The sequence below is a fragment of the Caulobacter mirabilis genome (assembly GCF_002749615.1).
In the GTDB taxonomy this organism is placed as follows: Bacteria; Pseudomonadota; Alphaproteobacteria; order Caulobacterales; family Caulobacteraceae; genus Caulobacter; species Caulobacter mirabilis.
Genome location: NZ_CP024201.1, coordinates 1,594,555 through 1,607,124, shown reverse-complemented (window position 1 = coordinate 1,607,124; position 12,570 = coordinate 1,594,555). Strand labels below are relative to the sequence as shown.

The following is a 12,570-nucleotide window of genomic DNA, read 5'->3' as shown; positions in this document are numbered from 1 at the left end:
CGGACCATTGCGCCACATTCTCGCCACACCCATTTCTCGGTCAGAGAGAAGGGACGACGATGAAGAACCTGATGACCTTGGCGCTCGCCAGCGTCAGTCTGGTCGCGACGATCTGGATGACCGTCGCGGCCCCCGCGGTCCGCACCCTGGGCTGACCGCCGCCGCCGCGAGGCGCGCCGCCTGCCTCCGCCACGACATCTCCAAGAAATTTCGCCGATCGGCGCGGAGCAGTCTTGACGAGAGGACAGGCGATCATATCTGACACAATGTCAGTTACAGAACGGCGCGCCGGTTGAGGCGTTTCGCCGAGACCAACGGGAGCCCGTCATGCCGAAGATCCTCGTCCTCTACTATTCCAGCTACGGCCACATCGAGACCTTGGCCAAGGCCATCGCCGAGGGCGCGCGTTCGGTCGAGGGCGCCGTCGTCGACATCAAGCGCGTGCCCGAGACGGCGCCGCTGGAAGTCGCCAAGGCCGCCCACTTCAAGCTGGACCAGGAGGCCCCGGTCGCGACCATCGCGGACCTGGAACACTACGACGCCATCATCGTCGGCACGGGCACCCGTTTTGGCCGGATGTCGTCCCAGATGGCCGCGTTCCTCGACCAGGCCGGCGGACTGTGGGCGCGCGGCGCCTTGAACGGCAAGGTCGGCGCGGCCTTCGTTTCGACCGCCACCCAGCACGGCGGCCAGGAGACGACCCTGTTCTCGATCATCACCAACCTGCTGCACTTCGGCATGACCATCGTCGGCCTGCCCTACAGCCACCAGGGTCAGATGAGCCTCGATGAGATCGTCGGCGGCGCGCCCTACGGCGCCACCACCGTGGCCGGCGGCGACGGCAGCCGCCAGCCCTCAGAGATCGACCTCGCCGGCGCCCGCCACCAAGGCGAACTGGTCGCCCAGACGGCGAAGAAGCTGTTCGGCTAAGGCGCCAGCACCACCGACACCGTCTCGACCTGGCGCACGCCGCGGTCGGGGCGGGCGTCGGCGCCGATCACCAGACGCCAGGGCCCTTCGTTCTCCGCGAGGGGCCCTTCGTCTTTCCGGTCGGCCAGGATGATCGGGGCGTCGCGGAAGCTGGGATCGGTTTCGGCCAGCGACAGGACGGCGCGATAGCCGTCCTTGCCGACGACCACGACATAGGCGGCCATCGGCTTGCCGTGCAGGCGCGGCCCCTGGACCACGCCCGCCTCGCGCAGCACCGACGACAGGGTCGTCCCTTCGTAGCCCCGCTTGCCGCCGAGCAGAGCCTTGGCGCGCGGCAGATCCTTCAGCGTCTCCGCCGTGAAGATCGTCGCCTTGCCGTCGGCGTTGGTGACGGTCAGGGTCTGAGACGAGGATTGGGCGCCGGCCGCGACCGGCGCCAGCAGCAGGACCGCCGCGGCCAGCAGGGCGCGCATCAGGCGCCCGTCCCCGCCTTCGCCGCCGGCCGGGCCTGCATGGCCTCGTACCAGCGCTTCACGTTCGGGGCCTCATCCGGGATGGCGAAGCGGGCCATGCGCGAGAAGTCGATCGAGCAGGCGGCCAGGATGTCGGCGATGGTGACGCGATCGCCGCCGATGAACGCGCTCTCGCCCAGCCGGCGCTCGAAGACCTTCAACGCCCGGGTTGCGCCCGCCTTGTTGCTCTCGGCGATCTCGGGGATCTGCTTCTCCAGCGCCGCCAGCGCCGGATGGCTGTGGCGGACCGCCAGCATGAGCGGCGTGGCCAGCATCATCTCGGCGCGGCGGGTCCACATCTCGATGACCGCGGTCTCCTTGGCGTCGCGGCCGAACATGTTCGGCTCGGGGAAGAGACTCTCCAGGTAACGGCAGATGGCGACCGACTCGGTGATGGTGGTCTCGTCGTCGATCTCCAACGCCGGAATGTTGGCCAGGCCCGCCTTGGCCAGGAAGCCGGGGTCGCGGTGCTCCTGTTTGAGGATGTCGAGGTTGATGATCTCGAGCTGATCCTCGACGCCCTTCTCGGCCAGGAACCAACGCACGCGGCGCGGGTTCGGCGCCCGTAGGCTGTCGTAGAGCTTCATAAGCGTTCCCCTTGTTTTTCTTTATTGAATCCCGAACAGCTCACGCGGCATGGCGCCAACGACCGCGGCCGTCATGCAGGTCGCCAGGAAGCCGGCCAACAGGGCCTTCCAGACCATGCCGATGATCTCGCCGCGGCGCTCGGGCATCAGTACGCCCATGCCCGAGACCGTGATGCCCACCGACCCCACGTTGGCGAAGCCGCACAGGGCGTAGGTCATGATCATCCGGGTGCGCTCGCTCATCTGGTCGGCCGGGATCGCGCCCAGCTGGATGAAGCCGATGAACTCGGTGAGCATCAACTTCACGCCGAGCAGATAGCCGGCCTTGCCGGCCTCGCTCCAGTCGACCCCGAGGCTCCAGGCCAGGGGCGAGAAGGCCACCCCCAGGATACGCTCGATGGTCACCGGCTGGCCGCCGATGGCCGGCAGCAGGCTCAGCAGCTCGTTGCCGATGGCGACCAGGGCGACGAAGACGATCAGGATGGCCGAGATGTTCAGCACCACCATCAGGCCGTCGCTGACGCCCTTGGAGATGGCGTCGATGGCGCTGTCGTATTTCAGCAGCGAGGTATAGTCGACGCTCACCCCGCCCTCCCCGCTCTTCTCCGGCACGATCAGCCGGGCCAGCAGAACGCCGGCGGGCGCCGAGACCACCGACGCGACCAGCACATGGGCGGCGGCGTTGGGCAGCACCGACTTCAGGACCGTCGCGTAGGCGACCATGGTCGAGCCGGCGACGGTGGCCAGGCCGACCACCATCATCATGAACAGCTCCGACCGGGTGAGCTTGTCGAGATAGGCGCGGATGATGATCGGCGTCTCGACCATGCCGACGAAGATGTTGGCCGCCGTGGCCGTCGCCGAGGCGCCGCCCATGCCCATGGTCTTGGAGAACAGGAAACCGAAGCCGCGGATGATCCACTTCAGGATCCCCCAGTGCCACAGCAGGGCCGACAGGGCCGAGATCACCAGGATCAGCGGCAGCACCTGGAAGGCGAAGACGAACTGGGCGGCCGGATTCTCGACAGGATAGGGCTGCGGCCCGCCGCCGAGATAGCCGAACACGAACTGGGTGCCGTGCGCCGTGGCCGCGCCCAGGCCGTCGACCGCGTCGCTGATCGCCTTGACCACCCCGCGCGCCGCCGGCAGGCCGAACAGCAGCAGGATCAGGCCGACCTGGACGGCCAGCGCGCCCAGGGCCAGGCGCCAGGGGAAGCGCTTGCGGTCCTCCGACACCAGCCAGCAGACCAGAAGGGTCAGGGCGATCCCGACAAGGCTTTGAGCATTCTCGAGCCGGAACATGAAGTCTCCCCAGGCGCCGAGTCCCCACCCGCGCCTTGTCCGAACGATTGACTACGAAGGCGCCCGACGGCGCAAGGATGCAGTGCGTGGTTCGAACCACGCACTGCGATCGCGCCGGCTACTTCCCGGTCAGTTCCTTCACCAGGGCGTCGCGGCGGTAGATCGTTTTCAGCGCCTCGGTGACGCCCGCCGTCGAGACCACGACGGTGCGGTTGATCGCGCCGTCGTAGCCGTAGGCGCCGCCCAGGCTGTGGATGTTGCCGTCAAAGGCCGCGCCGATCACCTCGCCCTTGGCGTTGACCACCGGCGAGCCGGAGTTGCCGCCGATGATGTCGTTGGTGGTGACGAAGTCGTAGACGGTGTCCAGCTTCAGCCCGGCCTTGGCGTCCAGCCAGCTCTTCGGCAGGGCGTAGGGTTCCTCGCCGGTCGCGCGTTCGAAGGCGCCGCCCAGGGTGGTGAACGGCTCGACGGTGCGGCCGCGATGGGTCCAGCCGGCGACCTTCCCGTAGCTCAGGCGCAGGGTGAAGGTGGCGTCCGGATAGACGCTGTCCCCGTAGGCCGCGAACCGGGCCTTGGCGATCCGCTCGGCGGCGCGGTCGGTCGGACCCGAAACCTTGGCCTCCCAGACCGTACGGACGCCGCGGGCGGCCGGATCCAGCTTCAGGACGAATTGGATCATCGGGTCGTCCGAGGCCTTGATCGCCTCGGCGCCGCCGTCCCACAGGGCCTTGCGGACGGCCGGGTCGGCCAGCTTGCTCTTCACCAGGCGGGCGGCGAGGCCCTCGGGGCTCTCGCGGCCGAGCACAGCGGCCTGGGCCTCCGGATCGGCGGCCAGGTATTCGCGGCTCTTCAGCAGCCAGTGCTCGAGATTGATCTGCTCCAGCGGGAGCTCGACCTTCTTGGCGGTGGTCAGGCCGCGCTCGACGCCGGCCAGTCGGGAGTCGGCGAATTCCGACAGGCGCTCGCCCGAGGCCTTCGGCCGCTCGGCGGCGGCGCGGACCAGGGTGCGGGCCCAGGCGAACAGCTGCGAGCCGCGGCCGGCGTCCGATTCCAGCTGGCGGTAGGCCAGGAAGCTGTCGGCGTAGGCCTTCTGAGCCGCGTCGATCTCGCCCCAGGGATCGCCGATCTCGGCGGCCAGCTTGGGATCGGCGGCGACCTTGGCGCGAAGCTCGGCCTCTTCCCTGCGCTTCATGTCGAGGAAGGCGGCGTCGTTGAGCGTGAACTGCCGGCCGAAGAAGACCTTGTAGCTGTTCTCCAGGCTGAAGATCGGGTCGGCGACCAGACGCTTGGCCTCCCCGTCACGCCGACCGTACTCGATCAGGCGACCGCGCAGCTCGGACCGCTGCAGCTGGGCTGCCGGGATGGTCAGGTCGCGATAGGTTTCCAGCTGCGACACGGTCAGCAGGCGCTCGGTCGAGCCCGGATTGCCCGAGACGAAGGTCGGCTCGCCGGCCTTGGGCGCGCTCGCGTTCCACTTCAGGAAGGTCGGCGTCTTGACGACCTGACCCTTGTCGTAGAGCCGCAGGAAGGCGGCGTCGATGTCGTAGCGCGGGAAGTTGAAGTTGTCCGGGTCGCCGCCGAAGAAGGCCGCCGCGAACTCGGGCGCGAACACCATCCGGACGTCGGTGTAGCGCTGGTAGCGGTACACCACGTACTGCCCGCCGCGGTACAGCGGAATGGTCTGGCAGCGGAAGCCCGCCTCGCCCTTGCAGTTGGCCTGTTCGGCGGCGGCGATCGCGGCGCTGCGGGCCGTGGCGTAGTCCTGGCCGGTCTTGCCGTCGGTGGCGGCGCGGATCTGGTCGGTGACGTCGAAGGTTCCGACCAGGATCTCGGCGGTCATGCCGGGACACTGGCGCTCTTCCGCACGCGTCGCGGTGAGGAACCCGTCCTTCATGTGATCCTTCTCAGGGCTGGACAGCTCCACCAGGCAGTCGACCACGCAGTGGTTGTTGGTCAGCACCAGGCCGTCCTTGGAGACCACCGAGGCCGAGCAGCCGGGCAGCCGCACCGAGGCGGCGCGCATGTGGTCCAGCCAGGGCTTGTCGATCTTGACGCCGTAGGTCGCCTGCACCTTCGCCGAGGGGAAATTCTCGTACGTCCACATGCCCTCGTCGGCGGCGGCGGCCGAGGCGAACGACAGCGCGCCGAGGCAGACGGTCACGGCGAGCGGAGAAACACGGTTCATCGAAAATCCTCGATAGGGGAAGGTTCTGGCGTCTTTAACGACGACGTCGGCGCCCGCAAACCCGTTTTCCGGGGCGCCCCGCAAGGCCTTACCTCGATTTAACTTGGCCAGAACGGGCGCGCCGTACAGAACCTGAGCATCGTTATTCGGGCGTTTCGGGGAGCACCGCACATCATGTCGTTGGCTTTGGCCACACTGATCTTCGAATGGCGGCGCTATATGGCGGCCGTCATGGCGCTGGCGCTGTCCGGCGTCCTGGTCATGTCGATGACCGGCGTCTTCATGGGCATCGGCCAGAGCTTCACGGCCCAGACCGAGCGCTCCAGCGCCGACATCATGGTCATGCGCCCCGGCGCCACCAGCCTGATCAGCGGCCCGTCCGGCCTGCCGCGCCGCTTCGTGCCGCTGGTCTACAACCATCCCGAAGTGCTTGAGGTTCAGCCCTTCGACGGCGCCGGCGGCACCTTCCAGTCGGTCAAGAACTACGACCCGACGATGAGCGCCGCCGATCGGGCCAAACAGGGTGCGCCGAAGCAGAAGTTCGTGATGACCAGCATCATCGACACGACGCCGGGCGCGGTGACCATTCCGACGGACTATTCCCAGGAACTGGTCGACGCCCTGCGCCAGCCCTACACGGTGGCGATCGACGAGACCTCTCTGCCGACCCTGGGCGTGAAGCTGGGCGACAAGGCGCTCTACAACGGCCAGACCGTGACCGTCGTCGGCGTCCTGCGCGGCTATCCGAACATGATGCAGCCGACCATCGTCATGTCGCGCGACACCCTGCGCATGGTCGGCCAGGCCGACACCGGCCCGCGCGTCGGCCCGCTGATGGTCAAGATCAAGAACCCCGCCCGCGCCGCCCAGGTCGCCGCCGATCTCAACAAGATGGGCAACGGCGACTGGAAGGCCTGGACGCGCCAGGAACTCGCCGACGCCAACGCCAACGCGATGTTCGAGGAAGGCATCCTGGTCATCATCATCGGCGGCTGCGTGGTGCTGGGCATCATCATCGGCGTGGCCATCACCTGGCAGACCCTGCGCGGCGCCATCATGGCCAACATCAAGGAGTTCGCCTCCCTGCGCGCCCTGGGGGTCAGCATGGGCAGCCTGCGCCGGATCGTCGTGGAGCTCAGCTTCTGGGTCGGCGTGGTCGGGGTCGCGGCGGCGATCTTCCTGACCTTCTTGATCAAGCTTCTCGCCGCGATGAACGCCGTCGTGATCGGCATGCCGCTGGTCCTGCTGATCATCGTCGGCGGCGGCCTCATCCTCATCGCCATCGGGTCGGGTCTGCTGTCCCTCGGCATCCTCAAGAAAAGCCAGCCGGCGGATCTGCTTCGATGAACAGTCACACCACGGTCCACGGAAAGCACGGCGACTACGCCATCGAGGCGAAGCAGCTGGTCAAGCGTTTCAAGTCGGGCAAGGCCTGGGTGGAAGTGCTCAAGGGCGTCGACTTCGATGCCCGCCACGGCGACCTGACCATGGTCATGGGTCCGTCGGGCTCGGGCAAGTCGACCCTGATCGCCGCCCTGTCCGGCCTGCTGCGTCCGGAAGAAGGCCGCGTCGATGCGCTGGACGTCGACGACCTGTGGAAGCTCTCCACCGGCCGGATCGACAAGTTCCGCCTCGACCACTGCGGCTTCATCTTCCAGGGCTTCAACCTGTTCCCGGCCCTCACCGCCCTGCAACAGGTGCAGACGGTGCTGAAGTACCAGGGGCTGACGCCCGAGCAGGCCAAGCGCCGCGCCACCCAGGCGCTGGAGGAGGTCGGCCTCGGCCACCGCCTGAACCAGCGCCCGGCCGAGCTGTCGGGCGGCGAGAAGCAGCGGGTGGCCATCGCCCGCGCCCTGGCCAAGGACCCGAAGATCCTGTTCGCCGACGAGCCGACCTCGGCCCTCGACGGCGAGAACGGCCAGGTGGTGATCAAGCTGCTGCGGCGCGCGGCCACCGAGCACGGCGCCGCCGTGATCTGCGTGACCCACGACCCGCGCCTGGAGGCCTGGGCCGACCGGGTGATCCACATCGAAGACGGCAAGATCATCGACGATCAGCGCCGCGTCCCCAATCCCGAAGCCACTCTGGCTTCGCACTGACCGATCCTAAGGACCGCAAGCAATGCCCGCTTTTCTGAAGAACAAATGGCTGTGGATCGGCCTGGTGCTGGTGGTGATCGCCGGCGTCGGCGTGACGGCCTTCACCAAGAACCAGGAAGCCAAGAAGGCCGAGGCCGCCGAGGCCGCCAAGAAGAAGGTGGTGAGCCCCTACGCCGCCATCGCCAACGGCAAGGTCGACGTCGAGGGCGGCATCATCCAGGTCGCCGCGCGCCGCGGCGGCGTGGTCAAGGAAGTGCTGGTCCAGGAAGGCGAGCGCGTCGTGGCCGGCCAGATCCTGGCCCGCCAGGAAGACGACGAAGCCCGTCTCGGCCTCGAGCGCGCCCGCGCCGACGTCGCCCAGGCCCAGGCCCAGATCGCCGTGATGCAGGTCAAGCTCGACGCCGCCCGGCGCGAGTACAAGCGCCTGGAAGCCCTGATCGACAACAACTTCGTCGCCCGCCAGAAGATCGACCAGCAGCGCGACCAGATCCGCGACGGCGAGGCCCAGATCGCCGCTCAACGCGCCGCCATCGCCACCCATATGGCCGCCCTGCGCACGGCGGAGTACGCCCTGGAGCAGACCTTCATCCGCGCGCCGACCGCCGGCCGCATCGCTCGCCGCTACGCCAACCCCGGCGCCGGCGCCTCGACCCTGAACGTCTCGACCATGTTCGACCTCGAGCCGGACGCCCCGCGCATCGCCCGCGCCGAGATCGTCGAGAGCGACATCCCGAACATCCAGTCGGGCCAGCAGGTCGAGATCCAGCCGGAAGGCGATCCGTCCAAGACCTATGTCGGCAAGGTCCTGCGCCGGGCGGCGGTGTTCGGCGCCCGCAAGCTGGCCTCCGACGATCCGTCGCAGCGTTCGGACGAGCGGGTGGTCGAGGTGGTCGTGACCGCCGACAACACGCCCCTGCTGATCGGCCAGCGCGTCCTGGTCAAGTTCATGAAGCCGGGCAAGGTCGCCGGCGCCCAGAAGGTCTCGACCCAGGGCGTCCCGGCCGACCGCGCGATGAAGACTCCGGCGCGCGAGAAGTAGGTGAAGGCCGGGGACATGCACCTTGGGTGCGTGTCCCCTCCGAACTCGAAGGGGACACGTACGCGGCGCGTACATGTCCCCTTTTTTCGTTACAGCTTCAGCAGGCGCAGCCGCAGGGCGTTGGCGATCACGCTGACCGAGCTCAGGGCCATGGCCAGGGCCGCCAGCTGGGGCGACAGCAGCAGGCCCAGCGCGGGGTAGAGCACGCCGGCCGCGACCGGCACGCCGGCGGCGTTGTAGAGGAAGGCGAAGCCCAGGTTCTGCCGGATGTTGCCCATCGTCGCCCGCGACAGATGGCGGGCCTTGGCGATGCCGGTCAGGTCGCCCTTCAGCAGGGTGACGCCGGCGCTCTCGATGGCCACGTCGGTCCCCGCGCCCATGGCGATGCCGACGTCGGCGGCGGCCAGGGCCGGCGCGTCGTTGACCCCGTCGCCGGCCATGGCCACGACCGCGCCCTCGCGCTGCAGCCGCTGGACGACCTCGGCCTTGCGTTCGGGCAGGACGTCGGCCTCGACCTCGTCGATGCCCAGGCTGCGGGCGACCGCCTCGGCGGTGACGCGGTTATCGCCGGTCATCATCACGATGCGAACGCCCTCGGCCTTCAGGGCCTTCACGGCCGCCGGCGTCGTCGCCTTCACGGGGTCGGTGATCGCCAACAGGCCCTGCGCCTTTCCGTCCACGGCGACATAGACCACCGTCGCGCCCTCGCGGCGCAGGGCGTCGGTCTCGCCGGACAGGGCCGCGGTTGAAACGCCCAGCTCGTCCAGATAGCGCGCCGCGCCGATCGCGACGCTGCGGCCGTCGACGAAGCCGATGACGCCCTTGCCGATCGGGGAGTCGAAGTCGGAGACCTCGGCCAGCGCCAGGCCCTTGGCCTTGGCCGCTTCGACCACGGCGTGCGCCAGCGGATGTTCGCTGGCCCGCTCCAGGCTCGCGGCCAGGCGCAGCAGCTCGTCCTCTGGGAGGCCGTGGGCGCGCACGCCGGTCAGGGCCGGTCGGCCCTCGGTCAGGGTGCCGGTCTTGTCGACGACCAGGACGTCGACCTTCTCCAGCCGCTCCAGCGCCTCGGCGTCGCGGATCAGGACCCCGGCCTGAGCCCCTCGCCCGACCCCGACCATGATCGACATCGGCGTGGCGAGACCGAGCGCACAGGGACAGGCGATGATCAGCACGCTGACCGCGGCGACCAGGGCGTTGGCGAGCTTCGGCTCGGGCCCGACCGTGGCCCAGACGGCGAAGGCGGCCGCGGCCGCGGCGATCACGATCGGCACGAACCAGCCGGAAACCTTGTCGGCCAGACGCTGGATCGGGGCGCGGCTGCGCTGGGCCTGGGCGACCATCTGGACGATGCGCGACAGCAGGGTGTCGGCCCCGACCTTGTCGGCCCGCATGACGAAGCCGCCGGTCTGGTTGATCGAGCCGCCCACCAAGGCCGAGCCGGTCTCCTTGAGCACCGGCATGGACTCGCCGGTGACCATCGACTCGTCGATGTGGCTGCGGCCCTCGACCACCTCGCCGTCGACCGGGACCTTCTCGCCCGGCCGCACCCGCAGGCGGTCGCCGGGGTGGATCTGCTCGATGCCGACCTCGGTCTCGACGCCGTCGGCGCCGATGCGCAGCGCGGTCTTGGGGGCCAGGTTCAGCAGGGCCTTGATGGCCCCGCTGGTCTTCTCGCGGGCGCGCAGCTCCAGCACCTGGCCGAGCAGGACCAGGACGGTGATCACCGCCGCGGCCTCGAAATAGATCGGCGGCGCCCCGCCGTGCCCCCGGAAGGTATGCGGCAGGATGTCGGGGAACAGGGTCGCGACCAGGGAGTAGACGTAGGCCGTCCCCGTCCCCAGCGCGATCAGGGTGAACATGTTGAGGCTGCGATGGACCAGCGAGGCCCAGCCGCGCTGGAAGAACGGCCAGCCCGCCCACAGCACCACCGGCGTCGCCAGGACCAGCTGGATCCAGGCCGTCGTCTGGCCGCTCCAGGGCAGGTGCAGCCCGAACAGGTGCGCACCCATGTCCATCACGAAGATCGGCAAGGTCAGCAGGCCGCCGATCCACAGCCGCCGGGTGAAGTCGACCAGCTCATGGTTCGGTCCGGCGTCGGCCGTCGGCATCTCCGGCTCCAGCGCCATGCCGCAGATCGGACAGGATCCGGGTCCCTCCTGGCGGACCTCCGGATGCATCGGGCAGGTGTAGATCGTTCCCTTCGGCAGAACCGGCGCGGGCTCGGGGTTCAGGTGCTTGTCGGGATCGGCGAGGAACTTGGTCCGGCAGCCCGCCGAGCAGAACCAATGGTCCCGCCCCTCATGCACGACATGGTGCTGGGCGGTCGCCGGGTCGACGGTCATGCCGCAGACCGGATCCTTGACCTTGCCGCCGGCGTCGGCGGCTTTGCCATGGCCGCCGCAGCAGCTTCCGCCGGCTGGCTTTCCGTCATGCCCGTGGGCGCCGTGATGATGGTGATCGTGGTGGTCGTGACCATGGCCGGCCATTGGGGGGCTTCTCCCGAAAGCGACGACATCCCTACATGTACGCTCACAAGCCATATATACCCTCAGAGGGTATAAGGAAGACACCCCCAGGGGGTATTTGAAGAATGCACCGCGAAAACAAGACCTCCGTCCAGAAACGCCTGAACCGCATCGAAGGTCAGGTGCGCGGCCTGTCGAAGATGATCGCCGAGGACCGCTACTGCATCGACGTGATCACCCAGATCGCCGCCGTGCAGGCCGCCTTGCGCAAGGTCGAGGAGGAGATCCTCAAGGACCACGTCGCCCACTGCGTCGAGGGCGCGATCGCCAGCGGCGACGCCGAGGAGCAGCGCCGCAAGGTGGCCGAGCTGATGGAGGTGTTCGGCCGGAGCCGGGCCTGACCGCGCCCCTTTCCCCTAGGGGCATGGCTTGACGCCTCCTCTGCTGCGCCGCAAAACGCCGGACGACAATCAAACGAGCGTTCAGCGCAAGGGGAATACGCACATGGCCGACATCCGCTTCGACGGGAAAGTCGCGATCGTCACGGGCGCCGGCGGCGGCCTGGGTCGTCAGCACGCCCTCGAACTCGCCCGCCGCGGCGCCAAGGTCGTGGTCAACGACCTGGGCGGTTCGATGGACGGCTCGGGCGGCAGCTCCGCCGCGGCCGAGGCCGTGGTCGCCGAGATCAAGGCCTTCGGCGGGGAAGCCATCGCCAACGGCTCGTCGGTGACCGACGACGCCGGCGTCGCCCTGATGATCCAGCAGGCCATGGACGCCTGGGGCCGCATCGACATCCTGATCGCCAACGCCGGCATCCTGCGCGACAAGTCGTTCTCCAAGATGGAGATCGCCGACTTCGAACTGGTGCTGAACGTCCACCTGATGGGCACGGTCAAGCCGGTGAAGGCCGCCTGGGAGATCATGAAGGCCCAGAACTTCGGCCGCATCGTCGTGACGACCTCGTCGTCGGGCCTGTACGGCAACTTCGGCCAGAGCAACTACGGCGCGGCCAAGCTCGGCATCATCGGCTTCATGAACACCATCAAGCTCGAGGGCCAGAAGAACAACGTCCACATCAACGCCATCAGCCCGGTCGCGGCCACCCGCATGACCGAGGGCCTGATGCCGCCGGAAGTGCTGGAGAAGCTGAAGCCGGAATACGTCACCCCGGGCGTGGTCTACCTGGCCTCGGACGAAGCCCCCACGGGCGCCATCCTGACCGCCGGCGCGGGCGTGTTCGCCCTGTCGCGGATCATCGAGACCGAGGGCGTGTACCTGGGCGAAGGCGGCCTGTCGGCCGAGGAAGTCCGCGACAACTGGGGCAAGATCACCGACGACGCCGGTCAGAAGGCCTACTTCGCCGGCGGCGAGCAGGGCCAGAAGTTCTTCCGCAAGATGGCCGGCGGCTAAACCGCTCTTCAGCCCCCGATCCGAGAAGCCCCCTTCCCGGC

The 12,570-nt window shown here is 68.6% G+C and carries 11 protein-coding genes; 6 read left to right on the top strand and 5 right to left on the bottom strand.

All coding sequences use genetic code 11. The features are described from left to right. Nucleotides 1–327 precede the first annotated feature (327 nt). Nucleotides 328–930, top strand: a complete 603-nt coding sequence (gene wrbA, locus CSW64_RS07915; protein WP_099621600.1) for an NAD(P)H:quinone oxidoreductase — start codon at nucleotides 328–330, stop codon at nucleotides 928–930. On the opposite strand, the gene CSW64_RS07910 is transcribed toward wrbA, so the two are convergent. The 4 genes from CSW64_RS07910 to CSW64_RS07895 form a co-directional block, all read right to left on the bottom strand. Then, nucleotides 927–1,403 (bottom strand): molybdopterin-binding protein, encoded by a 477-nt coding sequence (locus CSW64_RS07910; protein ID WP_099621599.1) that lies wholly within the window; start codon nucleotides 1,401–1,403, stop codon nucleotides 927–929. The genes wrbA and CSW64_RS07910 overlap by 4 nt on opposite strands. Then, nucleotides 1,403–2,029, bottom strand: a complete 627-nt coding sequence (locus CSW64_RS07905; RefSeq protein WP_099621598.1) for a glutathione S-transferase family protein — start codon at nucleotides 2,027–2,029, stop codon at nucleotides 1,403–1,405. Before CSW64_RS07905 ends, CSW64_RS07910 begins: the two co-directional genes overlap by 1 nt. 21 nt (nucleotides 2,030–2,050) lie before the next feature. Continuing rightward, on the bottom strand, nucleotides 2,051–3,331 hold the full coding sequence (locus CSW64_RS07900; protein WP_099621597.1) for a NupC/NupG family nucleoside CNT transporter: 1,281 nt from the start codon (nucleotides 3,329–3,331) through the stop codon (nucleotides 2,051–2,053). 118 nt (nucleotides 3,332–3,449) lie between these two features. After that, the gene (locus tag CSW64_RS07895; RefSeq protein ID WP_245863861.1) at nucleotides 3,450–5,516 is read right to left on the bottom strand and encodes a S46 family peptidase; all 2,067 of its coding nucleotides are present in this window, start codon (nucleotides 5,514–5,516) and stop codon (nucleotides 3,450–3,452) included. A gap of 174 nt (nucleotides 5,517–5,690) precedes the next feature. On the opposite strand from CSW64_RS07895, the gene CSW64_RS07890 reads away from it, so the two are divergent. Genes CSW64_RS07890 through CSW64_RS07880 form a run of 3 tightly spaced genes read left to right on the top strand, consistent with a single transcriptional unit; the run spans nucleotide 5,691 to nucleotide 8,654 of the window. Next, on the top strand, nucleotides 5,691–6,863 hold the full coding sequence (locus CSW64_RS07890) for an ABC transporter permease (RefSeq protein WP_099621596.1): 1,173 nt from the start codon (nucleotides 5,691–5,693) through the stop codon (nucleotides 6,861–6,863). Further along, complete coding sequence (locus CSW64_RS07885; protein WP_099621595.1) at nucleotides 6,860–7,615, top strand: ABC transporter ATP-binding protein; 756 nt, start codon at nucleotides 6,860–6,862, stop codon at nucleotides 7,613–7,615. The genes CSW64_RS07890 and CSW64_RS07885 overlap by 4 nt, the downstream gene beginning before the upstream one ends. Nucleotides 7,616–7,637: 22 nt before the next feature. Continuing rightward, nucleotides 7,638–8,654 carry an HlyD family secretion protein gene (locus CSW64_RS07880; protein ID WP_099621594.1) on the top strand — a complete coding sequence of 339 codons (1,017 nt, stop codon included), beginning with the start codon at nucleotides 7,638–7,640 and terminating at the stop codon, nucleotides 8,652–8,654. Between the two features lie 89 nt (nucleotides 8,655–8,743). Here CSW64_RS07880 and CSW64_RS07875 read toward each other — a convergent pair whose 3' ends face one another. Continuing rightward, nucleotides 8,744–11,140: a heavy metal translocating P-type ATPase gene (locus CSW64_RS07875; RefSeq protein WP_099621593.1), complete on the bottom strand. Its 2,397-nt coding sequence runs from the start codon at nucleotides 11,138–11,140 to the stop codon at nucleotides 8,744–8,746. 104 nt (nucleotides 11,141–11,244) lie between these two features. Here CSW64_RS07875 and CSW64_RS07870 point away from each other — a divergent pair, with 104 nt between their 5' ends. Together CSW64_RS07870 and CSW64_RS07865 are read left to right on the top strand one after the other, a co-directional pair. After that, nucleotides 11,245–11,520, top strand: a complete 276-nt coding sequence (locus tag CSW64_RS07870; protein ID WP_099621592.1) for a metal-sensitive transcriptional regulator — start codon at nucleotides 11,245–11,247, stop codon at nucleotides 11,518–11,520. Nucleotides 11,521–11,623: 103 nt separating this feature from the next. Beyond that, on the top strand, nucleotides 11,624–12,529 hold the full coding sequence (locus CSW64_RS07865) for an SDR family NAD(P)-dependent oxidoreductase (protein ID WP_099621591.1): 906 nt from the start codon (nucleotides 11,624–11,626) through the stop codon (nucleotides 12,527–12,529). The last annotated feature ends 41 nt before the right edge of the window (nucleotides 12,530–12,570 follow it).